The sequence below is a fragment of the Neisseria subflava genome, from assembly GCF_003044935.1.
In the GTDB taxonomy this organism is placed as follows: domain Bacteria; phylum Pseudomonadota; class Gammaproteobacteria; order Burkholderiales; family Neisseriaceae; genus Neisseria; species Neisseria subflava_E.
This window is the reverse complement of the sequence record NZ_POXP01000002.1, coordinates 160,442-185,801: the sequence shown is the minus strand read 5'-3', so window position 1 is coordinate 185,801 and position 25,360 is coordinate 160,442. Positions and strand designations below refer to the sequence as shown.

23 protein-coding genes and 1 tRNA gene are annotated in these 25,360 nt (G+C 51.9%); 13 read left to right on the top strand and 11 right to left on the bottom strand.

The annotated features are described in order from the left end of the window. The first annotated feature begins 119 nt into the window (after positions 1 to 119). The 5 genes from glnE to DBY95_RS06450 all read left to right on the top strand — a co-directional run bounded on the left by glnE (position 120) and on the right by DBY95_RS06450 (position 7,788). Positions 120 to 2,804 carry a bifunctional [glutamate--ammonia ligase]-adenylyl-L-tyrosine phosphorylase/[glutamate--ammonia-ligase] adenylyltransferase gene (gene glnE, locus DBY95_RS06470; RefSeq protein ID WP_107723787.1) on the top strand — a complete coding sequence of 895 codons (2,685 nt, stop codon included), beginning with the start codon at positions 120 to 122 and terminating at the stop codon, positions 2,802 to 2,804. Between the two features lie 282 nt (positions 2,805 to 3,086). Next, positions 3,087 to 4,181 carry an FAD-dependent oxidoreductase gene (locus tag DBY95_RS06465; protein WP_107723786.1) on the top strand — a complete coding sequence of 365 codons (1,095 nt, stop codon included), beginning with the start codon at positions 3,087 to 3,089 and terminating at the stop codon, positions 4,179 to 4,181. A gap of 167 nt (positions 4,182 to 4,348) precedes the next feature. Beyond that, positions 4,349 to 6,412 (top strand): glycine--tRNA ligase subunit beta, encoded by a 2,064-nt coding sequence (glyS, locus tag DBY95_RS06460; RefSeq protein ID WP_107723785.1) that lies wholly within the window; start codon positions 4,349 to 4,351, stop codon positions 6,410 to 6,412. A gap of 162 nt (positions 6,413 to 6,574) precedes the next feature. Continuing rightward, entirely contained in the window at positions 6,575 to 7,654 is a 1,080-nt protein-coding gene (apbC, locus tag DBY95_RS06455) for an iron-sulfur cluster carrier protein ApbC (protein ID WP_107723784.1), read from the top strand. A gap of 58 nt (positions 7,655 to 7,712) precedes the next feature. Beyond that, positions 7,713 to 7,788: transfer RNA gene (locus tag DBY95_RS06450), tRNA-Lys, on the top strand. Positions 7,789 to 7,982: 194 nt separating this feature from the next. Here DBY95_RS06450 and DBY95_RS06445 read toward each other — a convergent pair. From DBY95_RS06445 to DBY95_RS06425, 5 genes are all read right to left on the bottom strand, one after another. Further along, positions 7,983 to 9,236 (bottom strand): ABC transporter permease, encoded by a 1,254-nt coding sequence (locus tag DBY95_RS06445; protein ID WP_107723783.1) that lies wholly within the window; start codon positions 9,234 to 9,236, stop codon positions 7,983 to 7,985. After that, a complete protein-coding gene (locus DBY95_RS06440; RefSeq protein WP_107723782.1) occupies positions 9,233 to 10,147 on the bottom strand; it encodes an ABC transporter ATP-binding protein in 915 nt (304 codons plus the stop codon). Before DBY95_RS06440 ends, DBY95_RS06445 begins: the two co-directional genes overlap by 4 nt. Positions 10,148 to 10,174: 27 nt before the next feature. Further along, a complete protein-coding gene (locus tag DBY95_RS06435; protein WP_107723781.1) occupies positions 10,175 to 10,918 on the bottom strand; it encodes an SH3 domain-containing protein in 744 nt (247 codons plus the stop codon). Positions 10,919 to 10,999: 81 nt separating this feature from the next. After that, a complete protein-coding gene (locus DBY95_RS06430) occupies positions 11,000 to 11,998 on the bottom strand; it encodes a BtrH N-terminal domain-containing protein (RefSeq protein ID WP_070606141.1) in 999 nt (332 codons plus the stop codon). A 70-nt stretch (positions 11,999 to 12,068) separates the two neighbouring features. Further along, positions 12,069 to 12,917: an RnfABCDGE type electron transport complex subunit B gene (locus DBY95_RS06425; RefSeq protein ID WP_199903872.1), complete on the bottom strand. Its 849-nt coding sequence runs from the start codon at positions 12,915 to 12,917 to the stop codon at positions 12,069 to 12,071. 187 nt (positions 12,918 to 13,104) lie between these two features. Between DBY95_RS06425 and DBY95_RS06415 the strand changes: the two genes are divergently transcribed. Further along, complete coding sequence (locus DBY95_RS06415) at positions 13,105 to 13,572, top strand: YchJ family protein (RefSeq protein WP_107723778.1); 468 nt, start codon at positions 13,105 to 13,107, stop codon at positions 13,570 to 13,572. 264 nt (positions 13,573 to 13,836) lie between these two features. Here DBY95_RS06415 and DBY95_RS06405 read toward each other — a convergent pair whose 3' ends face one another. Beyond that, positions 13,837 to 14,625 carry an inositol monophosphatase family protein gene (locus tag DBY95_RS06405; protein ID WP_003684681.1) on the bottom strand — a complete coding sequence of 263 codons (789 nt, stop codon included), beginning with the start codon at positions 14,623 to 14,625 and terminating at the stop codon, positions 13,837 to 13,839. A 163-nt stretch (positions 14,626 to 14,788) separates the two neighbouring features. Here DBY95_RS06405 and DBY95_RS06400 point away from each other — a divergent pair, with 163 nt between their 5' ends. The 4 genes from DBY95_RS06400 to DBY95_RS06385 all read left to right on the top strand — a co-directional run bounded on the left by DBY95_RS06400 (position 14,789) and on the right by DBY95_RS06385 (position 17,613). Beyond that, positions 14,789 to 15,514 carry a 16S rRNA (uracil(1498)-N(3))-methyltransferase gene (locus DBY95_RS06400; protein WP_107723777.1) on the top strand — a complete coding sequence of 242 codons (726 nt, stop codon included), beginning with the start codon at positions 14,789 to 14,791 and terminating at the stop codon, positions 15,512 to 15,514. Between the two features lie 82 nt (positions 15,515 to 15,596). Beyond that, positions 15,597 to 15,887, top strand: coding sequence for an acyl carrier protein (locus tag DBY95_RS06395; protein WP_063068421.1), 291 nt, complete (start codon positions 15,597 to 15,599; stop codon positions 15,885 to 15,887). Further along, positions 15,884 to 16,942: a beta-ketoacyl synthase N-terminal-like domain-containing protein gene (locus DBY95_RS06390; protein WP_107723776.1), complete on the top strand. Its 1,059-nt coding sequence runs from the start codon at positions 15,884 to 15,886 to the stop codon at positions 16,940 to 16,942. Before DBY95_RS06395 ends, DBY95_RS06390 begins: the two co-directional genes overlap by 4 nt. Then, a complete protein-coding gene (locus tag DBY95_RS06385; RefSeq protein ID WP_107723775.1) occupies positions 16,924 to 17,613 on the top strand; it encodes a hypothetical protein in 690 nt (229 codons plus the stop codon). Before DBY95_RS06390 ends, DBY95_RS06385 begins: the two co-directional genes overlap by 19 nt. A gap of 110 nt (positions 17,614 to 17,723) precedes the next feature. Here DBY95_RS06385 and DBY95_RS06380 read toward each other — a convergent pair whose 3' ends face one another. The 3 genes from DBY95_RS06380 to cyaY form a co-directional block, all read right to left on the bottom strand. After that, positions 17,724 to 19,115 carry a hypothetical protein gene (locus tag DBY95_RS06380; protein ID WP_107723774.1) on the bottom strand — a complete coding sequence of 464 codons (1,392 nt, stop codon included), beginning with the start codon at positions 19,113 to 19,115 and terminating at the stop codon, positions 17,724 to 17,726. Between the two features lie 184 nt (positions 19,116 to 19,299). Then, positions 19,300 to 19,806, bottom strand: coding sequence for an S-ribosylhomocysteine lyase (luxS, locus tag DBY95_RS06375; protein ID WP_004518928.1), 507 nt, complete (start codon positions 19,804 to 19,806; stop codon positions 19,300 to 19,302). A gap of 54 nt (positions 19,807 to 19,860) precedes the next feature. Then, positions 19,861 to 20,184, bottom strand: coding sequence for an iron donor protein CyaY (gene cyaY, locus DBY95_RS06370; protein ID WP_107723773.1), 324 nt, complete (start codon positions 20,182 to 20,184; stop codon positions 19,861 to 19,863). A gap of 50 nt (positions 20,185 to 20,234) precedes the next feature. On the opposite strand from cyaY, the gene lptM reads away from it, so the two are divergent. Together lptM and lysA are read left to right on the top strand one after the other, a co-directional pair. Then, complete coding sequence (gene lptM, locus DBY95_RS06365) at positions 20,235 to 20,426, top strand: LPS translocon maturation chaperone LptM (protein ID WP_003684659.1); 192 nt, start codon at positions 20,235 to 20,237, stop codon at positions 20,424 to 20,426. A 16-nt stretch (positions 20,427 to 20,442) separates the two neighbouring features. Further along, positions 20,443 to 21,663 (top strand): diaminopimelate decarboxylase, encoded by a 1,221-nt coding sequence (lysA, locus tag DBY95_RS06360; RefSeq protein ID WP_107723956.1) that lies wholly within the window; start codon positions 20,443 to 20,445, stop codon positions 21,661 to 21,663. Positions 21,664 to 21,764: 101 nt separating this feature from the next. On the opposite strand, the gene DBY95_RS06355 is transcribed toward lysA, so the two are convergent. Then, positions 21,765 to 21,992 carry a SlyX family protein gene (locus DBY95_RS06355; RefSeq protein ID WP_004518924.1) on the bottom strand — a complete coding sequence of 76 codons (228 nt, stop codon included), beginning with the start codon at positions 21,990 to 21,992 and terminating at the stop codon, positions 21,765 to 21,767. A 1-nt stretch (position 21,993) separates the two neighbouring features. Beyond that, complete coding sequence (locus DBY95_RS06350) at positions 21,994 to 23,367, bottom strand: Na+/H+ antiporter family protein (protein ID WP_107723772.1); 1,374 nt, start codon at positions 23,365 to 23,367, stop codon at positions 21,994 to 21,996. Positions 23,368 to 23,730: 363 nt separating this feature from the next. On the opposite strand from DBY95_RS06350, the gene DBY95_RS06345 reads away from it, so the two are divergent. Then, positions 23,731 to 25,050: an MFS transporter gene (locus tag DBY95_RS06345; RefSeq protein ID WP_107723771.1), complete on the top strand. Its 1,320-nt coding sequence runs from the start codon at positions 23,731 to 23,733 to the stop codon at positions 25,048 to 25,050. Positions 25,051 to 25,360: the final 310 nt, after the last annotated feature.

The following is a 25,360-nucleotide window of genomic DNA, read 5'->3' as shown; positions in this document are numbered from 1 at the left end:
CTTATGTGGGGTTGCAAAGGTTGGTATTTTAGCCGATTGCACGGATAGGGGAAAGCGTGGGTTTCAGACGGCCTGAAACCTTGCTATGATGGTCTTTTCTGTTTATTCAGGCAAAGATTATGAACCGCCTCGATACTGCCCGCCGTTATTCCCTTTTTCTCGCCCGCCAGCTCGACAACGGCAAACTCAAGCCTGAAATTTTCCTGCCCATGTTGGACAAGGTTTTGACCGAAGCTGATTTTCAAGCTTTTGCCGATTGGGACAAAATCCGCGCGGAAGAAAACGAGGAAGAATTGGCGCGGCAGTTGCGCGAGTTGCGCCGCTATGTCGTGTCGCAGATTATCGTGCGCGATATAAACCGCATCAGCGATTTGAACGAAGTAACCCGCACGATTACGCTGTTTGCCGATTTTGCCGTCAATACCGCATTGGACTTTTCCTACGCCTATTATCGGGATATGTACGGCACGCCGATCGGGCGTTATACGAAATCGCCGCAGCATTTGAGCGTGGTAGCGATGGGCAAGGCGGGCGGCTATGAGTTGAACGTGTCTTCCGACATCGATTTGATTTTCGTCTATCCCGAATCGGGCGACACCGACGGCAGGCGCGAACGGGGGAATCAGGAGTTTTTCACCAAAGTCGGGCAGAAATTGATTGCATTGTTGAACGACATTACCGCCGACGGGCAGGTGTTCCGCGTCGATATGCGGCTGCGGCCGGACGGCGATTCGGGCGCGCTGGTGTTGAGTGAAACCGCGCTGGAGCAATATCTGATTACACAGGGGCGCGAATGGGAGCGTTATGCGTGGTGCAAAGGCCGCGTGGTTACGCCGTATCCGAACGACATCAAATCGCTGGTGCGCCCCTTTGTGTTCCGCAAATATCTGGATTACAGCGCGTATGAAGCGATGCGCAACCTGCACCGCCAAATCCGCAGCGAAGTCAGCAAAAAAGGTATGGCGGACAACATCAAACTCGGCGCGGGCGGCATCCGCGAAGTCGAATTTATCGCCCAAATTTTCCAAATGATACGCGGCGGACAAATGCGCGCGCTGCAACTGAAAGGCACGCAGGAAACGCTGAAGAAACTTGCCGAGCTGGGCATCATGCCGTCTGAAAACGTCGAAACCCTGCTGGCCGCCTACCGATTCCTGCGCGACGTCGAACACCGCCTGCAATACTGGGACGACCAGCAAACCCAAACTCTGCCCACCTCGCCCGAACAGCAACAACTGCTCGCCGAAAGCATGGGTTTCGACAGCTATGCTGCTTTTTCAGACGGCCTCAATGTGCATCGGAACAAAGTCAATCAGTTGTTCAACGAAATTTTGAGTGAACCCGAAGAGCAAACGCAAAGCAACAGCGAATGGCAATGGGCATGGCAGGAAAAACCCGATGAAGAAGAACGGCTAGGCCGTCTGAAAGAATATGGGTTTGATGCCGAAACCATCGCCACGCGGCTTGACCAAATCCGCAACGGCCATAAATACCGCCACCTTTCCGCCCACGCCCAGCCGCGTTTCGACGCCATTGTGCCGCTGTTGGTACAGGCGGCGGCCGAGCAACCCAACCCGACCGACACATTAATGCGGCTGTTTGACTTTCTCGAAAACATCAGCCGCCGCTCCGCCTATCTCGCCTTCCTCAACGAACATCCGCAAACCTTGGCTCATCTGGCACAAATCATGAGCCAAAGCTCATGGGTGGCGGCGTATCTGAGCAAATATCCGATTTTGCTGGACGAACTCATCAGCACGCAGCTTTTGGATACCGCGTTCGACTGGCCGGCCCTTGCCGCCTCACTTTCAAACGATCTCAAAGCCTGCGGCGGCGACACCGAAGCACAAATGGACACACTGCGCCATTTCCAACACGCCCAAGTCTTCCGCCTAGCCGTTCAAGACCTTGCCGGATTGTGGACGGTAGAATCACTTTCCGACCAGCTCTCCGCACTTGCCGACACCATCCTTGCCGCCGCCCTGCCGTGCGCGTGGGCGGATATGCCCAAAAAACACCGTGATGCGCCGCAATTTGCCATCATCGGCTACGGCAGACTGGGCGGTAAAGAGCTCAGCTATTCCTCCGATCTCGACTTGGTCTATCTTTATGACGACCCTCATCCCGATGCAGGCGACGTGTACAGCCGCCTCGCCCGCCGCCTAACCAACTGGCTTTCCGCCGCTACCGGCGCAGGCAGCCTCTACGAAACCGACCTGCGCCTGCGTCCCAACGGCGATGCAGGTTTCCTCGCCCACAGCATCGCTGCCTTTGAAAAATACCAACGTGAAAACGCATGGACATGGGAACACCAGTCCCTCACCCGCGCCCGTTTTATCTGCGGTACGCCTGATGTTCAGACGGCCTTCGATCGTATCCGTACTGAGATGCTGACCGCTGAACGCGACCAAACCGTTTTAGCAGGCGAAATCATCGAAATGCGCGAAAAAATGTTTCCCACCCACCCGCCTGCCGACAGCAACGTCAAATACGCGCGCGGCGGCGTGGTCGATGTTGAATTTATCGTCCAATATCTGATACTTGCCCATGCCCGCCAGTATCCGCAACTCCTCGATAACTACGGCAACATCGCCCTATTGAACATCGCCGCCGACTGCGGCCTCATCGACAAAACCCTCGCCGAACAAAGCCGCACCGCCTACCGCTTCTACCGCCAGCAGCAACACAACACCAAACTGCGCGATGCCAAAAAAACCGAAGTAACGGACGAGTTGCTGACCCACTACGGCAATGTGCGAAAACTATGGCAGGAAGTATTCGGGGCAGAAGTGAAGTTCGGATAAGCAGGCAGGCGTATTTAACGCGTCAATATAATTTGATTTGCCGTCGCAACACACTCACTTCAAATAGTAGGTTTTATGTAAGGAAGATATTTTTATAAAAGCTGATTGGCAGCTTGAAGCGGTAACTGTCGGGTATAGAGGGAAGCTTTTTGTTTGCGTATTACTGATTCAGTTTGAGCATGGTATGCAAAAACTGTTCTCATTTTGTGTCGATATTGTGATATAGCAAAACAAGTTCTAAAATATGCTGCTTATTTATATATTAAAAACAAGGAGAAACTGATGTCTAAGGTTACGGTACTCGGTGGCGGTCTGTCGGGCCGTCTGATGGCGTTCCAACTGGCAGAGCAGGGCATTTCGGTCGAGTTGTTTGAGAAAGGCGAACGCAACGGCGCGCAAGCCGCCGCTTATGTTGCCGCGGCCATGCTGGCGCCGTCTGCCGAAGCGGTGGAGGCAACGCCCGAAGTCATCCGTTTGGGCAAACAAAGCATTGCGCTTTGGCGCGCGATTGTCGGCCGCCTGAATACGCCGGTGATGATGCAGGAAAACGGCAGCCTGATTGTCTGGCACACGCAGGACAAGCCGCTTTCTGCCGAGTTTGCCCGTCATTTGAAGCGCGGCGGCGTGGCGGAACATGAAACCATACGTTGGAACGCGGATGAAATCGCAGCCAACGAGCCGCAACTGGCAGGGCGGTTTTCAGACGGCCTGTATCTGCCGACAGAAGGGCAGTTGGACGGACGGCAGGTATTGAATGCGTTGGCCGATGCTTTGGAGTCGATGAATGTAGCGTGTCATTGGTCGTGCGAACGCGAAGTCGAAGATTTGGCAGCGCAATACGATTGGGTCATTGACTGCCGCGGTTATGGTGCAAAGAGCGCGTGGAACAGGCCGTCTGAAAGCGTTTTGCGCGGCGTTCGCGGCGAAGTGGCGCGCGTTTACGCCCCCGAAATTGAGCTGTCCCGCCCCGTGCGTCTGCTGCATCCGCGCTATCCTTTGTATATCGCGCCGAAGGAAAACCATATTTTTGTGATTGGTGCGACCCAAATCGAAAGCGAAAGCCAAGCGCCGGCCAGCGTGCGTTCCGGTTTGGAACTTTTGTCCGCGCTGTACGCCGTGCATCCGGCATTTGGCGAGGCAAACCTTTTGGAACTGACCACCGGCCTGCGCCCGACTTTAAACCACCACAACCCCGAAATCCGCTTCAACCGCGAACGCCGCCTGATTGAAGTCAACGGCCTGTTCCGCCACGGCTTTATGATTTCCCCGGCCGTTACCGGCGCGGCCGTGCGTTTGGCCGGTGCGCTGTTTGCCGGAAGCGACATTCCCGAATACGACGAAACCAGTGGTTTGCCGTATATCCGCGCTGCGAATTGAAGCTGTTGCGGACGAAGTGGCTTGAAAATCGGGCAAATTGTTTGTGAAAGACAGCCACAGGCCGTCTGAAAATGATAAAATCGCCGTCAATTCAATTAACCTTGCGTCTGAAAACCGCATGATGCCGTATTCAGACGTCAACCAATTTCCTATTTAACGATAAGCACATGACAACCCAAACCCTTTTAATCGAACTTCTCACTGAAGAACTCCCGCCAAAAGCCCTCAATAATTTGGGCAACCATTTTGCCGCTTCCGTTGCCGAAGGCTTGGAAAAGGCGCAACTGATTGACGGCGCAGCCGAATACACTGCCTACGCTTCTCCGCGCCGTTTGGCCGTTCAAGTCAAAAACGTGAAAGCCGTTCAAGCCGATCAAAAAATTGTGAAAAAAGGCCCTGCCGTGGCGAATACCATGAAAGACGGTGCGCCGACTAAGGCTTTGGAAGGTTTTGCGCGCGGTGCGGGTGCGAAAATCGAAGACTTGACCATCGTCCACGACGGCAAGCAAGACGTGTACGCCTACGAATACGTCCAAACCGGCAAACCGCTGGGCGAGCTCTTGGAAGATATTATCAATCAAGCGGTTAAGAAACTGCCGATTCCGAAAGTGATGCGTTGGGGCAGCAGCACGTTTACCTTCGTGCGCCCCGTTCACGGGCTGATCGTGCTGCACGGCGGCGACATCGTAAACGTCAACGTCTTGGGCCTGCAAAGCGGCAACAAAACATTGGGTCACCGTTTCCTCTCCAGTGGCGAAATCGCCATTGAAAATGCCGACAGCTACGCCGCACAAATGCGCGAGCAAGGCAAAGTGGAAGCATCGTTTGCCGAACGCAAAGCCGCCATTCAGACGGCCTTGAACGAGCAGGCAGGCCGTCTGAACGCGACCGTTGCCGCCGATGAAGCATTGTTGGACGAAGTGACCGCATTGGTCGAATGGCCTGTGGTATTGGAAGCCGGTTTTGAAGAACACTTCCTCGCCGTACCGCAGGAATGTTTGATTCTGACCATGCAGCAAAACCAAAAATACTTCCCGCTGCTCGACCAAAACGGCAAGTTGATGAACCGCTTCCTGCTGGTGTCCAATCTGCAAACCGAAGATTCGTCACACATCATCCAAGGCAACGAACGCGTTTTGCGCGCGCGCCTGTCTGATGCCGAGTTCTTCTACAAACAAGACCAAAAAGCGACTTTGGAAAGCCGCCTGCCGAAATTGTCCAGCGTGGTTTACCACAACAAAATCGGTTCGCAAGCCGAGCGCATCGAACGCCTGCAAAGCATTGCCGCCCATATCGCCAAAGCTTTGGGTGCGGATGCCGCCGCAGCCGAGCGCGCCGCACGTTTGGCCAAAGCCGACTTGGTAACCGAAATGGTCGGCGAGTTCCCCGAACTGCAAGGCACCATGGGTAAATACTATGCCCGCTTGGACGGCGAAACCGAAGAAATCGCCGAAGCCATCGAGCAACATTACCAACCGCGTTTTGCCGGCGACAACCTGCCAGAGGGCAAAGTGGCAACCGCCGTTGCTTTGGCCGATAAACTGGAAACCTTGGTCGGCATTTGGGGCATCGGCCTGATTCCGACCGGCGACAAAGACCCATACGCCCTGCGCCGTGCCGCCTTGGGTATTTTGCGTATGCTGATGCAGTACGGTTTGGACGTAAACGAACTGATTCAGACGGCCTTCAACAGCTTCCCGCAAGGTTTGCTCAACGAGAAAACGCCGTCTGAAACCGCCGACTTCATGCAGGCGCGTTTGGCCGTGTTGCTGCAAAACGATTATCCGCAAGACATCGTTGCCGCCGTATTGGCGAAACAGCCGCGCCGTTTGGACGACGTAGTGGCCAAACTGCAGGCCGTTGCCGCGTTCAAACAGCTGCCCGAAGCCGCCGCATTGGCCGCAGCCAACAAACGCGTGCAAAACCTGCTGAAAAAAGCCGATGCCGAGTTGGGCGCGGTTAACGAAAGCCTGTTGCAACAAGACGAAGAAAAAGCCCTGTATGCTGCCGCGCAAGGTTTGCAGCCGAAAATTGCCGCCGCCGTTGCCGAAGGCAATTTCCAAACTGCTTTGTCCGAACTGGCTTCCGTCAAGCCGCAAGTCGATGCATTCTTCGACGGCGTGATGGTTATGGCTGAAGATGCCGCCGTGAAGCAAAACCGTTTGAACCTGCTGAACCGCTTGGCAGAACAAATGAACGCAGTTGCCGACATTGCGCTCTTGAGCGAATAAGGCCGCGTTTCAGTTGCCCCTCTTTTCAGGCTGCCCGATGTTTCAGGCAGCCTGAAGTTTTTCGGGCGTATCCCTTACATGGCGTTCAAGGGTATAATTTGGCAGATTTGTCGCACGACAAATCGCGCACATAAACAATTTCCCACATTCAAGAGGCAGATTATGAATATCCCAGCCATCCGAACCGCACTCGATGCCGTGTTGATTCCCACCACAATACGCACTTTGGGCAGCGAAAAAGCCGTTTCGCTTCTGGAAGAGCATTCAGACGGCCTGCATATCGGCCTGAAATTCGCGTTCCCAGTTGCCCATATTGCCGCAGACATTGCCAACGCCGTTCAAGAAGCCGTCATTTCGCATACCGGCGATACCCACATTCACTTGAGTATCGATACCGAAATCGGTACGCATAAAGTTCAACCCGGCGTAGCAACCATCAAAGGCGTGAAAAACATTATCGCCGTTGCATCGGGCAAAGGCGGCGTCGGCAAATCAACGACCACTGCCAACCTTGCCACCGCAATGGCCAGAATGGGCGCGCGCGTCGGCGTACTCGATGCCGACCTGTACGGCCCAAGCCAGCCCACCATGCTCGGCGTACAAGACCGCAAACCCGACCAACAAAACAAAAAACTCATTCCCGTTGAAGCCGAAAGCGGCATTCAAGTGATGTCCATCGGTTTTCTGGTCGATACCGACCAAGCCGTCGTTTGGCGCGGCCCGATGGTCAGCCAAGCCTTGCAACAGCTTATGTTCCAAAGCGAATGGGACAATGTCGATTATCTCTTCATTGACCTGCCGCCCGGTACCGGCGATATCCAATTGACCCTGTCGCAAAAAATCCCCGTAACCGGCTCCGTTGTCGTCACCACGCCGCAAGACATCGCCCTGATTGATGCACGCAAAGCCGTGGATATGTTCAACAAAGTCAATATTCCGATTTTGGGCGTTTTGGAAAACATGTCTGTCCATATTTGCACCAACTGCGGCCATGCTGAAGCAATCTTTGGCGCAGAAGGCGGTAAAAACCTGGCAGAGCGTTTGAACGTACCATTGCTCGGCCAGCTTCCGTTGAGCCTGCCTGTACGCGAAGCCATGGACAGCGGTACATCTTCGGCCTTGTTTGAAAACAACCAAACTATCGCCGACATCTACACCGAAGCCGCCTTCCAAATTGCACTGGCCATTGCCGATAAAGGCAAAGACTTCAGCAGCCGCTTCCCGAAAATCGTCGTCGAATAAAAAAGTTTAAAAAAGTGTTGACAGCTGTGTGCCCCATCTCTATAATGCACAGCTTATCGGGTCGTTAGCTCAGTCGGTAGAGCAGCGGACTTTTAATCCGTTGGTCGAGCGTTCGAATCGCTCACGACCCACCAAATATAAAAACCTGCTTTGAAAAAAAGCAGGTTTTTTTGCGTTTGAATTTTGGTATTTTGTTGAGTATATTTTGTTATTGAAACAATCCATAGCATATCAAGCATCAGGCCGTCTGAAAGATAATTTCAGACGGCCTGAAGTTTTATAGGAATGGTTTTGAGAAATAAGTTTTCTACTTCGGGCAGACAAACGTTTAAAACCTTACCTGCGTCTGCAACTGCCTACGATAAACCAATACGGCAGCAGTCAGTGTGGTAAAAGAGAATGCAGACAATAAGAGCAGATACTGGCCGATTCCATTCAAGCCGCTGCGGTTGAGCAGTAATTCCTGAAAAGCCTTCAAGCCCCAAGCCATCGGGGAAATCCAAGTAAGTTGCTGCATGGTTTCGGGCATGACGTGTGCAGGCACCATAATGCCGCCGATTGCCGCCATCAGGATAATGCCGCCGCCGCCGAGGACGACGGCGTGTTCGGTGGATTTGGAGCAGACGCTGATTAATAGCGCGTAGCCAAGGGCGGAGGCACTGACGGCAGCGGACAGCAACGCGTAGGGAACAAGGCTGCCGTTGAGTATGAGGGCGGGTACGCCGATTTCGGGTAATAGGTAGCGGCCGAGCAGCAGCATTCCGACAAACTGAAGCTGGTTAATCAGGAAATAGGGAACGAGTTTGGCGGCAATCAGGCCGGACGCGGAGGCGCGGGCGAGACGCAGGCGGGTGATGGTGTTGGTCTGGCGTTCCAGCGCCATAACGTTCGACAGCGGTATCATGATGAAAAACATACCGAAAATCAGCCATGCGGGAACGCTGTGTTGTACGGCGTTGGGTTTTTCCACCGTGCCGCTGCCTGCACTCAGATAGTGTTCTTCCAGCATTTTTTTATCTAAAAAGCTGCGCACGGCGGCGAATTGTTCGTCGTTTTTTTCATCGACTTTTTTCTGGATGTCTTTACGGATGGAGCGGGGCAGTTTTTTATTGTCGATTTTGATGCCGTCGTTGTTGTCGAAATAGGCGTCTAGCCGCGTTTCGGTGTAGTGCTGCTGCAAAACGCCTTTGACAGCCGCCAGCCATGAAGGCTCGGTATCGGGCGGTACATAGATTTGCAGGGCTTTGTCGTCGGCGATTTTGCCGGAAGCGGGGTTCGGGTTGTGCAGCACCAGTTGAAAACGCTTGTCGTGTAGGCCGTTTTGCGCGTCGGTCAGTTTTTCAGACGGCGTCCGCGTAACATGAATCTGCTCTTTTTCCAGAGCGGCGGCCAGCGCGGTATTGATACTGTCGTTTGTTGCACCAACCAGCGCGATACGGCTGTCAGTGTGCGGATCTTGGTCGCGGCTTAGCGCCAACGACATAATCAGCATGAAGGCGATGGGCATCACAAACAACACGGCCAAACCGTGCAGGTCGCGGCAGAGCAGTTTGAGTTCTTTGAGGAGGGAGGAAATCGTCATTGTGGATTTTGCTTATCTGTTGCCGGTTTGTCTTTGCGCAGGAAATCAAGGTAAAACGTTTCCAGCGAACCGTGTCCCTGCTGGAAGTAGCGGATTTGTGCGCCGCTTTGTTGCAGGGCGGCGTAAACGGCGGCGGCATCGTGCGTCGTTTCCATCATGCCGCGGCTGTCCACTTGCTTGGCACCCAAAGCAGTCAGCGTTTGAGGCGGCAGTGGCGGTTCGACGGTAAAGAGCACGACACCTGTTTGCGTACTTAAAAGCTCGTCCAAACCGCCGTGGTACACCAGCTTGCCGTGCTGCAGCAGCGCGATTTTGTCGCAAAGCTGCTCAATTTCCGACAGATAGTGTGAGGTATAAACCACGGTTACTCCCTGCCGTGTCAAATCCGCCACGCTGTCGAGGATAAAGCGGCGCGACTGCGGGTCGATGCCTACCGTGATTTCGTCGAGGAACACCAGTTGTGGAGAGTTAATCAGGCCGATGGCAAAATTCAGACGGCGTTTAAGCCCGCCCGAAAGATGCTTTGCCGCTTTGTTTTTGTGGGTGGTCAGGTCGGTCTGCTCCAACAGCGTGTTCAGACGGCCTTTGTCGCGCACTTTGTAAAGTGAGGCGAAAAACAGCAGGTTGTCCCACACCGAAAGCTGCGGATAAAACGCGAAATCCTGCGGCACCAAACCGATTTTTTGCCGCTCGTTGCGGCTTAACAGGCGCAACGGCTTGCCGTCAAACAAAATTTCGCCCTGCCGTACTTCCTGCAAGCCGGCCAAAAGCGACATCAGCGTCGTTTTCCCCGCACCGTTGTGGCCGAGCAGCCCCAAACATTCGCCGTCGGCAATATCGAACGACACATTGTCCAGCGCGGCAGTTTCGGCTTTGGGATAATGGTGGGAGAGGGATTGGATTTGAATCATGGTTTCAGACGGCCTTTCGAGCGATATTTAAATCGCAGCACCCCATAAATAACGGCGCTGGAATTTGCTGTCCTTAAATATAAAGCAGACGCCGAAAGGATCACCGTCCGAACCTTGTCTGCCGAACAGGTAAAGCGTCTTATCGCTGTGGCGGTAATAGGCTTTCCAGCCTTGATATACATTGCTGCCGCGTGCGGTGGCGGCAAAATCGGGCGAGAACAGTCCTTGCAGTTCGGCAGCGGGAACCGCTTGACCGTTTAGCGTGATACGCTCAAGCGCGAACACGCTTTTGGGGATGACGTAGTCTGTACCATAGAAAGGTTTGCCTTGATAGAATCGCGCGGTGTATTTGTCTTTGCTGATACCCGAGAAATCACTGCGTTTTGGGTGAATGCGGCGGGCTACGATGTGTACCTTTTGACCGTTGCCGGACAAAGTCAGTGTATCGTCATGACCAGATTGTTCGCGCAGGCGGACGAAGTTTTTGTCGGAGGCGGGAAATGTTAAACGGCTGTAATGGATAAAGCCAGAATCGTCGGCGTTTGCCTGTTGCAGCTGAACAAAACAGAAGTCCGACCTGTTTTCACTGAGTTCTTCTATACATTCCAACGGTGTGCCGTTGGGAATTTTTGCCAAGACTTTGGCTTTCAAATCGGGGCGTTCGCGTAAGTTGGTGTGTCCGTCGGCATCATGAACCAAGGCAAAGCCGTTTTGCGGCGCGGCATGGGTTAAGGCGGAACACAATAATAAGAGGGAAGCTAAGTAACGCATTTTTTTATTTCTTTTAGTTTTCAGACGGCCTGAATGTCAAAATAATTCACGGTAGATTAATCGGGATCGAATAAATCCTGATTATTTCAATAATCCCCGCCATAACGCTTCTTCATCATCCGCAATTTTGCGCAGAAATTCGGCAATGTTGCGGCAACCATTTTCAGACGGCTTTTTGCACTGTTTCACACACATTGCTGCGAATTGGCGCCATTGGTCGCCGATGGCGGTCATTTGTTCTGAGGCCGTCTGAAACGCAGGTTCGTTGCAGATATGAGCGGCTTGTTCGAGGAAGTAGGCGTAGATATAGCGGAAACCTGCGCCGCCGGTACCGATTTCTTCCTGCATCCGCACCAAATGGCCAAGAAACAGTTTTTGGTATTTGTCGTTTTGTTTGGCAGGCAGGGATTCGATTTTTTTTGCCAGCGTGCGGATGCCTTTTACGCCGATGAAAAAGACCGGCGCGAGCATATGTTTGGCGTTTTTGCGTATGGCTTTGCGGATAATGGCGGGTAAGTCTGCCATGATTTTTTCAGACGGCCTGTTATCTTCCAAGGTGTACATCATGCCTTTTGCCGCCAATACACCTTTGGCGAAGCGCGCACGCTGCAAATCTTCGGCGGCGCAGCGTTGCACGGTTTCAAATACGGGGTCACTGATGAGGTAGTCGTTGCCGTCTTTGCCGTACACTAAAAGATTGTGTGCGTTGAAATGGAAGCGCATTTGCGGCGGGAAGTAGGGCAGCCAAAAGACGGAGGTTTGCAAACCGGCCAGTTTGCCTGAGGATAGCGCGGCATCCAATGCGGCTTGTCCTCTTTGTGCGTCGGAAAATTTGCGGACAGACAATTTCAGCCCCAATGCCTTGCAGGTGTTTTTGATGATGCTGCGCGGCGCGGTACGGTAAGAAACCAGCGGCATGCCGTTTAATTTGATCAGCGGCATCCAGACAAATGTCAGCGCATGGGCAATGCCGAAAATCATGGCTTCATCTAAATTGTGGCCATGGTATTTGAGCAGGGTGGACATCACACCGCTTTCGCAATGGGCGGTATGCTGGTGTGGAAATTCTTGTGTGGTCATAAAGTTATTGGTTTTCGTGCAATGTTTTCAGATGGCCTGATGCGGTCGGAATGGTTTGTTGTTTTGGAAATCAGCGGGCTTCTTTGGCCGCTTCCTGCTCGGCTTTGTGACGGCGCAGAAATTCGATGGCGGCGGCTTTTTCGGCTTCGTTGCCGTATTTGGCATCACGTTGGGCGCGGCGCAGTTCGGCGCGTTCTTTAGCTTCTTCGATTTGTTGCGCTTTGAAGTCTTCGCGGTTGTCGGAGGAGACGAGTTTATCCTGTTGTGATTGCGCTTTTGCCATGGCTTTGGCAATCAAATCCATGGGGTTGAATGCGGCGCTTGGTGCGGCTGTTTGGGTTTGTGCCTGTGCGGCCTGTTTGGCTTTGACGGCGGCTTCGCGTTGCGCCAGCAGGGCTTTGCGTTCGGCATCGTCGCGCTGTTTGCGCGCGGTATGGCGTTCGAAACGGCTTTGTGCGTGTTCGGCGGCGGCAAAGCGCGGTTCGGCAGAGGTGCTGAAACGGCGTGCGGACGGCAGGAAGGGCTGCGATACGGGAACCATGTCGATGCAGTCGACGGGGCAGGGGGTAACGCACAAGCCGCAGCCGGTGCATTCGTCGCTGATGACGGTGTGCATCAGTTTGGACGCGCCCATAATGGCATCGACAGGGCAGGCGCGGATGCAGGCGGTACAGCCGATGCAGACGGCTTCGTCAATCAGGGCTACGGCTTTGATTTGTGTTTTTGCCGGAGCGAGGTATGGCTTGCCCAACAGGTTGGCAATGTCTTTCATGACGGTTTCCCCACCCGGCGCGCACAGGTTTACCGGCGCTTCTCCTGCCGACAGGGCGCGCGCATAGGGTAAGCAGCCTTCATAGCCGCACTCACGGCATTGGGTTTGCGGCAACAGGCGGCTGATGCTTTGGATGGGAATGGTCATCATGGATAGTCAAAATCGAAAAGACGCATTATATCAGATTGTTGCGTTTATTTTGACGAAACCCGCTTTGCTTATTTTAGCGAAACTCGCTACGCTCGTTTTGGCGAAACTCGTTACACTCGTTTTCAGACGGCCTGAGTCGGGTTTGCGTTATAATTTTGAAATGGATTTATTCGGATAATTAGGAATGACGGCTACACTTTGCCCCTGTCAGTCGGGGCGTGTTTATACGGAATGTTGCGCACCGTTTCATGCGCGTGAGGCGGCGGCTTCGACGGCGGAAGAGTTGATGCGCTCGCGTTACAGCGCGTATGTTTTGCAGGAAATCGACTATATCGTGGACACGACCGTCCCTGCGCAGCAGAATTTGTTGGACAAGCAGGATTTGGCGGCATGGAGTAAGCAGACGCAGTGGTCGGGATTGAAGGTTATCCGTCATGTGCCGTTTGGCAAGCTGCATGCTTTGGTCGAGTTTGAGGCGTATTTTGAAGAGAACGGGCAAACTGAGTGCCATCATGAATTGTCGGCGTTTGTGAAAATAGACGGGCGTTGGTACTTTATTGATCCGACCGTTGCTTTGCCGACGATGAAACAGCCTTGTTTGTGCGGTTCTGGCAAAAAGTTTAAGGCGTGTTGCGGACAGTTTTTCAAATAGTAATGTAAACAGGCCGTCTGAACGTTCAGACGGCCTGAGCTGTTTTTTCAGATAAAAAAAACCATTCATACTAAGGGAGAAGTATGAATGGCCAATACATTGCGGGAAAACGTCTTACTTGCTGCACCGCCCAAAAGGGATGAAAGAGCGGTGTTGTGTCAGCGATTGATATTCTACCGTTTTTAGTATTAAATGCTGTTAAGAAGTGAAATAATTTCAATAAGTTGCAAGATAATCGTGATTTTTTGAAGATAAACGGTATTTTTACTGATTTTCGCGAATCCATTTCACCCATTGTTGAAACAGCTCGGGTTGCAATGCGGCTATGACGGAACGCTTGAATACATGTTCGCCGCTCCAAAAATCGTCGCCCTCCAAAGTGGTCAGACAGCCGCCGGCTTCTTCAAAAATCAATGCGCCGGCAGCGTAGTCCCACAGCTTTTGTCCGCCGTGGATGTAAATATCGTAGCGGCCGCTGGCAAGGTAGCACCAATCGAGCGTGCTGCTGCCCATGCTGCGGATTGTGCCGAATGGGGCAAGGGTATTCATGCGGCTGGCGAGTTTGCCCGAACGCAGGTATTTGATTTCCACGCCGGCAATGGATTCGTTGAGTTTTTTGTTTTCCGAACGCAGCGGCAGCGGCGTGCCGTTGAGGAATGCGCCTTTGCCGCGTTCGGCATAGAAACATTCGCCGCTGACCGGATTGTAAATCACGCCCAATTCGGCGTGGCCGTTTTTAACCAGCGCGACGGATACGGCAAAATGCGGCAAACCGTTGACGAAGTTGTTTGTGCCATCGATAGGGTCGACAATCCACAGGCCGTCTGAATGTTCGTTCCACAAACGGGTTTGCTCCTGAACGCTCATCTCCTCGCCCAACATCGGACAATCCTCCAATAAGGGCAGGGCGGCGGCAAAAGCGGTTTGTGCGGCCAAATCTGCTTCACTCAAAACCGAACCGTCTTCCTTGCGTCGTGACGGCGTGTTCAGAAAACGCGGCATGACTTCGGTTTGGGCGATGTGGCGGACGACTTTCTGTAAACGGTATAGCACGGCGTATCCTTGTTTTTTGCAGTTTTGCGTGACAGTGGATTAAAATTCAGGAAGTTTTAAATTATAGTGGATGAAATCGAAATCAGGCAGGCAAGAGGATGTCGCCGTGTTTCAACTTCGTTCACGAAAGTTCAAATTATATACATGAATAAAGCAGGAAACCATGCCCCGATTTTACGTTGATTTTGCCTTAAGCCCCGACAGCGTGGTCGAATTGCCCGATAATGTGGTGCGCCATCTGAATGTATTGCGCGTGAAAAATACGGAAGAAATCGTGTTGTTCAACGGCAATGGCAAGTCATATCCGGCTTTGCCTGAAGTTTTGGAAAAACGCCGCGCCAGCGTGCGGATTCTGCGTGAAGAGGCAACGGACAACGAATCGCCGCTGAACATTACGTTGGTACAGGCGGTATCCGCCGCAGAGCGCATGGATTTCACTTTGCAGAAAAGCGTGGAATTGGGCGTGGCAGAAATTCGCCCGGTCATCAGCGAACGCTGTGTCGTCCGCTTGAGCGGCGAACGCGCTGAAAAGCGGGTAGCGCGTTGGCAGGAAATCGTTGTTTCGGCGTGTGAACAAAGCGGCCGCAATATTGTGCCGAAGGTTTTGCCACTGACGACTTATGCACAGGCTCTGCAGCAGTTGCCGCAGGAAACGAGCAAACTGTTAATGAGCTTGAACCGCGCACAAAAACTGAGCGATGTTCAGCCGCAGTCCGGTAAGGTCGTGTTTATGGTCGGCCCGGAAGGCGGCTGGACGGAGAAGGAAGAGCAACAGGCATTTGATGCCGGTTTTCAATCCGTTACGCTTGGCAAACGGGTGTTGCGTACCGAAACCGCTTCACTTGCGGCCATTGCCGCCATGCAGACGCTTTGGGGTGATTTTGCATAAAGTTCAGGCCGTCTGAAAACGAGCGTAGCGAGTTTCGCTCAAACAAGCTGTTGCTTCATGAGATAAAAATGGGAGTTTAAAAATGTCTTACACCTTTACACTGGCCGAGCACGAGCTGGAAGCGGAATTGAAAAAGCTAATCGTGCAAGAGGCCGATAAGGCCGACGATGTGGATATGGATGATTTCACCGACGATGCACTTTTGTTTGGCGATGGCAGTCCGGTCGGTTTGGATTCGCTTGATGCGCTGCAAATCAGCGTTGCCTTGCAACAGTATTTCCAAGTGCGCCTGCAGGGCGACCGGATGGTGCGCAAACATATGATGTGCGTACGCGATTTGGCGGCGTTTATCCGTGCGGAGCATGGCGCGTGAGTTGGGTTTGCGGTACGGCGGCCACTTCTGCCTTGAATCCGCAAACGGATTTCAGACGGCCTGATGCGGTGTCTTATACGTTTTTAAACCAACCGCAGCAGGCTGCTTATTTTCGTGCATTTGCTAGCGACAGTTTGGGGCGGAAGGAATTGGCGGATATCGCCGAACAACATTTGCGCCTAGCTGCCGAAAATGCAGGCTGGCCATCTGAAAGTTGGCATGATGCGCCGGTGTTTATCGGGTCTAGTTCCTATTCCATCTCCGAATATGAAAACTGCCATTTTGTGGGCAATAGGGCGGAAGAAGAACACAATCTGCTTTATCTCGCCGAAGATTTGCGCCGGCGCAGCGGCAATCGGCAGATTTTCAGTTTCGCTACTGCCTGCACTTCATCCGCCCATGCGCTCATTCAGGCGGATAACTGCTTGCGCGGCGAGGCGGAGCGTGCCTTTGTGCTTGGGATTGAAAACCTCAACCGACTGACTTTGCTGCATTTTCACAGTTTGGGTTTGCTGGCAGAACACTATCAGCCTTTTGGCGGAAACGGTTTGATTTTAGGCGAAGGTGTTGCCGCACTTGCCTTATCTTCCGTTGCTCCCGAATCTTCTTCAGGCCGTCTGAAACTTATCGGACACGCTGCCAATACAGGCAATGACCTGATTCAAAGCGATGGCCAAGCGCAAGAGCAGGTGATGCGCCGTGCGTTAGATATTGCAGGCATCGCTCCTGAAAGCATTGCAGCCGTTAAAACACACGGCATCGGCACGGCTGACAGCGATGCCGCTGAATTGGCCGCACTGGAAAATATATTCGGTGCACTGCCGCCTCTGATGGCGTTTAAGCCGCAAATCGGACACACGCTTGGCGCAACGGCAGCCCTTGAAACAGCCCTGCTTTTATCCGCTTTAAAACAAGGTGGAAACAGCGATTATCAGGGGCGGGAAATTCGTTTTTCCGAGTGCGCAGCTTCACAAAAAGGCGGTTTTTTCTGTTTGGCCAATCAGTTTGGTTTTGGCGGCAGCAACACATCTTTGGTATGGAAATGGCAACCGTAAATCCTAATATCCGCATTACCGCCGCCGTGCGTTTTGATACGGACGCTGGCACCGGTGGTAAAATTCTCAAACAAACCTTAAAGCAGCAAAACGGTATAGATACCCGCCGCCTCAGCCGCTTGAGTTTGATTGCCGCGCTTGGTGCAGGGCAACTGAAGGAACAAAGCAAAATTTGCCCTGATTGCACCGTTTTTCTCGGTACGCTGTTTTCTTCGCCATCCGTGTTTGAAAAAATGGCAGACAATGTACTGAACCATCACGCTGCGATGCCGTTTGACTTTATTGCCAACCTGCACAACGCTCCCGTTTTTCATGCTGCTCAAGCGTTAGGAACGCATGGTGCAACTTTGGTCGTAGCTGTCGACAACAATATGGATACCTGCTTTCATCCATTGTTGCTGGCGATGCAATCTGTGCAAAATGGCGGACAGGCTGCGGTTGGCTGGGCATATGAACATCAAGCAGCACATGCCGATACCCATGAAGGCAGTATTTGGATTGTGCTTGAAGCCGGTGCAGAGCAGGGTGTTCCCGTTGTGTTGAATGATGAAGTGATGCAGACTGATAGGTCGTCTGAAAAGCCGCAATATTATTGGCAAAATATCGCCGATTGGATAGAAGCAGTAATGGCGCACGAGGGTAGGGATGTGAAGAAATGTACTTTGGCGTGATCAGCAAATGATTTTAGAGAAAGTATTTGTCTGTTGAATAAATAAGGTTTGTACCATTAAAAAGGCCGTCTGAAAATGTTTTCAGACGGCCTTTTTGTATAAAAAACCAATCAACGAGACATCTCGCCTTGAATAGCGCGGATATTTGCTTTACGGGCGTTGATGGTACGGGTCAGTTGTTGGATTTTAATCTGATCGCCTTTTTGTTTGGCCGCATTCAGCTGTGTTTGAAGGCGGGTAATAGCGGCCTGTTCGTTGCGTACTTCGGTCTGCAATATTTGTTTGCGGGTTTCCTTAGGACTTGGCTTAGGAGCCGGCGTAACCACAGGAGCAGTACGGATCACAGGGGCTTTGTATTTGCTGTATGAAGAAGCGCGTGATTTACCCGGACGGTTGCGCAAGATAATATTCAGACGCGGATTGGCGGCTTCGGCTGTGTTGGTTACGCTGGTAATCGGAATATGGGGCAGAATTTTGATATCGTTGTAAACATTGCTCGGATCGAACGGAATATCGGCAGCCGGCTTATATGCATTAGGGAAAGGCGTTTGTACGGATGTTTTGCTTTGATCTACCGGGGAAATCGTTGCAGCAGGTTTATTTGGTACATTTGATTCTGCTGTTGGTGTAACAACGGTTTTAATCGTTTGTTCGTTAGCCGTGTTTGTGACGGCTATTTTTACAGTTTTGGTGTTTTTTGCATTACGTAGGGTTGGAGTTTGGGCTTTGCCTTTACGCTTGGTTTCAACTTTGATAGGTGTTTTGTCAAGTGCTTCATCTGAGGCAGTTACGGTTTGGTTATTTTGTTTGGCCGTAGTGCGATCAGGTGTTTTCGGTAAAACAACAGGATTCTGAATAATTGTTTGGGGAGCTTGAATCGCAGATGCTTTCGGGCGGGTTTGCGTAATAGGAGTGGTAATGGAGTCGGGTATATTGTTTGGAGTTTGATCAGCCGCAGTTTGAGGTTGTGTGGTATCAGGCATGACGTTGAGAACGTCAGTAGTGTCAATTTCAGGTTTTATTGTAGATGGGGTTGTATCACCGAGAATGGCAAGGCCGTCAGCAACATTTTTATCAATTTGAGAAGTTAGACGTGCTTGTGCCATCGGAATGGAAATAGGTGTAGGGATACCGTTTTCATTTCGAGTAACAACGACTGGGGTTTGTACCGCAGGCATTGCTTGAGAAGCATGAACGTAGTCAGTGGCAGATGCTTTAAATTCTGTTGTTTGTACCGTTTTTAAAGCGGACATATCGTTGAGGATAGCAGAACCATTTGTAACGGATTTATTAGTTGGTTCAGATTCAGTGAATACGTTAGGTTCTGCAACAATGCTGCTCTCTGTGGTGGTGTTTGTGTCAACTACGCGGCAGGTATTGTTGAGTGGGTATGAAGCATAAACAGAGATGCCTTCAACATTGCAGACATACTCGGCAGCGTTGGCGGCGGCGGGGAGGGTCAGGCTGAGGGCAATGGCGGTTTTGCAGAAAAACGGTTTCATAAAAGCAATAGAATCAGGTTGTTTGTTTAAAGTGTAATTATACTATGTACACTGTCAGCATCCGCCAACTTATTTTTAGGCGGTGTAAAACTGTGGCTGAAAGGTTGAAAATTGGAATAAAAGGTCTTAGGCCGTCTGAAACTTGTCATATAAAGTTTCAGACGGCCTTTGCTGTCATAGCGTATTAGGCGTTTAACAGGCTTTCGTCCAATGTCAGCTCTTCGTTTTTATTGACGGCTACTTTGCGTGCCAAAACGTTTTGGGCGATTTCGTGCGCTTCGGCAAGCGAGTGCATCAGATAAGTACCGCATTGGTATTCGTTCAGCTCGGGAATTTTGCTTTGGTCTTGAACGGTCAAAACATCCTGCATTGAAGCGAGCCATGCATCGGCCACTTTTTGCTCGTCGGGCGTACCGATGAGGCTCATGTAGAAACCGGTACGGCAGCCCATCGGGGAAATGTCGATGATTTCGACGCCGTTGCCGTTTAAGTGGTCGCGCATAAAGCCTGCGAACAGGTGCTCCAGCGTGTGAATGCCTTTTTCAGGCAGGATTTCTTTGTTGGGAATGCAGAAACGCAGGTCAAACACGGTAATAGTGTCGCCTTTGGGCGTGGTCATGGTTTTTGCCACGCGTACGGCAGGGGCGTGCATACGGGTGTGGTCGACTTTGAAACTGTCTAGTAGGGGCATTTGGGTGTCCTTTGAGGTAAATAGATTTTTAGCTAGGGATATTTGGAGACTGAATCACAATTCCGCAATCTCAACTGCTTCGCCCGAAGCCGCGCTTAGTGCTTCGTTCAAAACGTCGTAGAAATCGCGGCTGTCGCGTGTTGCCAGCCATTTGCCGTTTTGCTCGGCGAAATGGTAGCCACCGCTTTTTGCGGCAATCCACAATTCTTGGTTGGGCGTGTGGCGGTTGACGATGATTTGCGTGCCGTTTCCGGCTTCGATGGTCAGGACGTTTCCGGCAAACTGGCAGTCGAAATCCCAGCCGTTTTCGTCGATTTGGTCTTCGATGTGTTCGAATAATTCTTCGCTCATGCGGATGAATTCGCTTTCGGTCATCATGGCTTTTTGTGTGGTTTTTGTTTAAGATACCGAATCTTGCCACATTCGTAATGATGAAGAAAGTTTTACTGATGAAATACGGCGTATTTTTTGCAGCGGCAACGGCTCTGCTGCTCTCTGCCTGCGGCTACAAAGGCGACCTCTACCTGCCCAAAGAAGGCGACAAGGCGCGCTTCGGCGTGATTCAGACCGGCTTGAAATTCGATACGGCTAAAGAGCCGACCACTCAAACCAATGATTAAAAAAGACTTCACAAACATGACCTTATCCTGCGAACAAATCCCTTATTCCCACCTTGCCGAGGAATTCGGCACGCCGCTTTATGTGTACAGCAAATCTGCGCTGACCGAGGCGTTTGACAACTACCAAACCGCGTTTGCTGCTTTGAACCCGCTTGTCTGCTACGCGGTTAAAGCCAATGGCAACCTGAGCATTATCAAACACTTTGCTTCTTTGGGGAGCGGTTTTGACATTGTGTCCGGCGGCGAGTTGGCGCGCGTTTTGGCGGCCGGCGGCGATGCGGCGAAAACGATTTTTTCTGGTGTAGGCAAGAGTAAGGCAGAAATTGAATTTGCGCTGAATGCAGGCGTGAAATGCTTCAATATGGAAAGCATTCCCGAAATCGACCGCATTCAGAAAGTTGCCGCGCGTTTGGGTAAAGTCGCTCCGGTTTCCCTGCGCGTCAATCCTGATGTCGATGCCAAAACCCATCCTTATATCTCCACCGGTTTGAAAGCCAACAAATTCGGTATTGCCTATGCCGATGCGCTTGAGGCCTATCGTCATGCTTCCCGACAAAGCCATTTGAAAATCGTCGGTATCGACTGCCATATCGGCTCGCAATTGACCGACCTTAGCCCGCTCATCGAAGCCTGCGAACGTATTTTGGCCTTGGTCGACCAACTGGCAGAAGAAGGCATTGTGTTGGAACACTTGGACTTGGGCGGCGGTGTCGGCATTGTTTACCAAGACGAAAATGTGCCTGATTTGGGCGCGTATGCCCAAGCCGTTCAAAAACTAATCGGTACACGCCGTCTGAAACTGGTTCTTGAGCCAGGCCGTAGTTTGGTCGGCAATGCCGGTTCGTTGTTGACGCGCGTCGAATTCGTCAAACACGGCGAAGAGAAAAACTTTGTGATGGTCGATGCGGCGATGAACGATTTGATGCGTCCGGCGCTTTATGACGCCTATCATCACATCGAAGCGGTCGAAACCAAAAACATTGAGCCTCTGACGGCCAATATCGTCGGCCCGATTTGCGAAACCGGCGACTTCCTCGGCAAAGACCGCACCATCGCTTGCGAAGAAGGGGATTTGCTGCTTATCCGCAGCGCCGGTGCGTATGGTTCAAGCATGGCGAGCAACTACAACACGCGCAATCGTGCGGCGGAAGTATTGGTTGACGGCAGCGGATACAAACTTATCCGCCAACGTGAAACCGTCGAGCAGCAAATGGCCAACGAATTGGCTTGTTTGTAAGGTTTGATTGTTTAAAAGGCCGTCTGAAAGCTTGATTGACTTTCAGACGGCCTTTGTTATAAAAGAAAAGGGCATGTATCCAACACGCCCTTTTTAGGTTATCAATAATGCGGCGGAATCTCGTCGCGCAGGCTGTACGGTTCGCGTTCGCCGTTTGCGCCTTTGTCCTGCATCCGTTGATACAGCAGCCGCAACTGGCCTTGCTGCAAATCCAAAGCCTGTTGCATCTTGGCGATGGTGTCGTTCAGGCTGCCGATTAAATCCTCCTGCAAGGCAGTCTGAATTTCCAGCTCTGTGACGCGGTGTTCCAATTCCTGAATATCGCTCATATTACAGCACCATCGCGGCAATCCAGCCGGCAGCCATCAGCGGGATATTGTAGTGGATAAAAGTCGGGATAACCGAATCGCGGATGTGGTCGTGTTGGCCGTCGGCGTTCAAACCCATGGTCGGGCCGAGCGTTGAGTCGGAAGCGGGGGAGCCGGCATCGCCCAGTGCGCCTGCCGTGCCGACGATGGCCACGGTAGCCATTGGGGAGAAGCCCAAGCTGATGCACAAAGGCACATAAATCGCGGTAATAATCGGCAAGGTGGAGAAAGACGAGCCGATGCCCATGGTTACCAGCAGGCCGACAAACAGCATGGTAAAGGCGGCCATGCCTTTATTGCTTCCGAACAAAGCCATGCTGCGTTCGACCAAAGGCTGGATGTCGCCGGTCGCGTTCATGACGGCGGCGAAACCTTGTGCCGCAATCATAATAAAGCCGACCATCGCCATCATTTTGATGCCTTCGCCGAACACATCGCTGGCGGCGGAGCGGTTCATCACGCCCAGCATCATAAACACGGCAAAGCCCAACATCGCGCCCAATACCAACGAGTTTTCATACAAAAGCTGAATGGCAAAACACACGGCAATCGCCACGGCCGCCACCAAGCTGCGATAGGTTGACGGCTCTTGCTGCTGCACTGCTTCACGGTTGTCTTCCGTATCGGCGGCGTTGTTTTGATAAATGCGCGGCTTGCGGTAGTGCAAGAAGGCCAGCAGCAAACCGGACACCATGCCCAAAGCCGGAATCGCCATCGCGTGCATCACATTGATGCCGCCGGTATCCATGCCTGCCGAGCGGATATTGCCCAACATGATGTCGTTCAAGAAGATGGCGCCAAAACCGTAAGGCAGGAACATATAAGTCGTTACCAAGCCAAACGTAATCACGCAGGCCACCAAGCGGCGGTCGAGCTTCAAGCGGTTGAACACCAACAGCAGCGGCGGAATAATCATCGGGATAAATGCGATATGAATCGGCACAACGTTTTGGCTCATCACGCCCATGCACAAAATAATCGCCAGCAGCATCCATTTGACCGCGCCTTCGCCTTTCGCATTGCCTTCGCCGCCGTTGAGTTTGCGGATAATCACACCGGCGAGCTGTTGCGGCAGGCCGGAATGCGTGATGGCCATGGCAAACGCGCCGAGCATGGCATAAGACAGCGCGATTTGCGCCCCGCCTTTCAGGCCTTCGTTAAAAACAGGAATAATCCCTTGCTGCACCACATCGCCGGCCGCGTTGGTTACATTCTCCAAAGGCATACCGGCCACCAAGCCGCCGACAAACGCGCCGACAGCCAAGCTGAGCACTACATGCACGCGCGATAAAGACAGCACAAGCATGATGATGACCGCAATTACAACCGCATTCATATCGTTCTCCGTTGTTTCAGACGGCCTGTTATGTAAAAACAGGCAATCATCTGTTTACATATTACAAATAAACATCATAACCCAAGCATGAAGCCTTTGCAAAAAACGGCAGGCCGTCTGAAACCCGGAGCATCGGTTTCAGACGGCCTGAAGTAATTTCTTGTTTTATGTTTCAATATGGTATGCGGTTTATCGCCGAGATTAAGATATTCAAAAATAGCCAAAAAACGCGCGCTTCCTATTCTTTGCATATTGTATAAATGTTAAAATCGATACAATGCTCTATTTTTAGATTTGTAGCTGAAACTAAAGCAGTTATTTATAAAATCTAATTCAATAATACACAAACAAAGGAAAGAAACTATGGATATTCTGACGCGGCTGCACAATCTGCCGCCCTCCCGCTTTCATTACAAACTTCTGGTTTTGGTCGGTATAGGTTGGCTGTTTGATGCCATGGATACAGGCTTGGTGTCGTTTGTATTGCCGGCTTTGGGCAAAGATTGGGCGCTGGCTCCGGCGCAGTTGGGTTGGATTGTCAGCATTGCCTTTGTCGGCATGGCTCTGGGTGCGGTATTCAGCGGCTGGCTGGCGGACAGGTTCGGACGGAAAACCGTTTTTGCCGGCACGATGGTGGTGTACAGCATTGCCACAGGTTTGTGTGCGCTTGCGCCTGATTTGACGGTTTTGCTGGTGTGCCGCTTTTTTGTCGGCGTCGGCTTGGGCGGCCAACTGCCCGTCGCCGTGTCGCTGGTCAGCGAATATGCGCCGCCGAAAGTACGCGGCCGTTTTATTGTATTGCTGGAAAGCTTCTGGGGCTTGGGCTGGCTCTCGGCTGCGCTGGTGTCTTATTTCTTTATTCCGCAAACCGGCTGGCACAGCGCGTTTTTATTCGGCGCCTTGCCCCTGTTTTATGTGCCGTTGGTGTTGAAATTCGTTCCTGAATCCGTGCCTTACCTGCTTTCCCGCAGCAAAACCGATGAAGCGCACCATTTGGTATCCGCGCTGGAAATCCAATCGGGCATCACGCCGCCGACACAAGCCGTTGCCGCCCCAGCCGCCCCGCGCGAACGCATCCGCTTCGTCCAACTTTGGCAACATCCGTTTGCACGGCGCACGCTGATGCTGTGGCTGGTTTGGTTCGGCATCGTGTTTTCGTATTACGGCATTTTCACTTGGTTGCCCAAATTGCTGGTCGAGCAGGGCAATACCGTGGTCAAAACCTTTGAATATGTGTTGGTGATGATTGTTGCGCAACTGCCCGGCTATATAGCTGCTGCGGCCTTGGTGGAAAAAATCGGCCGCAAAGCAACGCTGGCAGGCTTCCTGGCCGCTTGCGCCGCGTGCGCATGGTTTTTCGGACAAAGCACCACTGCGGCCGAAGTCATGGTCTGGGGCAGCCTGATGTCCTTCTTCAACTTGGGCGCATGGGGCGTTTTGTACACCTACACCCCCGAACTCTACCCCTTGCGCTTCCGTGCTTTCGCATCCGGCTGGGCAGGCGCCATCGGCCGCGTCGGCGGCATACTCGCGCCTATGGTAGTGGCGGCGATGGTGGGCAACAGCGGCGGCTTCGGCAATATCTTTATGATGTTTGCGCTGGTTATGCTGCTGATTGTGGCGGTAATCTTGGTATTGGGTGAAGAAACCAAAGGCCGAACGCTGGAAGACATCAGCCAATAAAAGATAGATATGAAAAGGCCGTCTGAAAAAGATTTTTAGACGGCCTTTTTCATTTACGCTTGTAATTTTAATACATTGATTTTCTGTTTTTATCTTAATTACCGAGGAAAGCGACGAAGAATGACCGTCTTTGTTTTCGTGTAGATAAAAATATTATACTTCAAAGAATTAAAATGAATAAACGATAAAATGGCCGTCTGAAAAGTTCAATCATGGTTTGTGATGTAGGTCAAAGCAAAATGTAACTAAATTACTTATAGTTATCGTAGTGAAAATTTATTGACCTTATTGCCACCTTTTATTAAGGAGA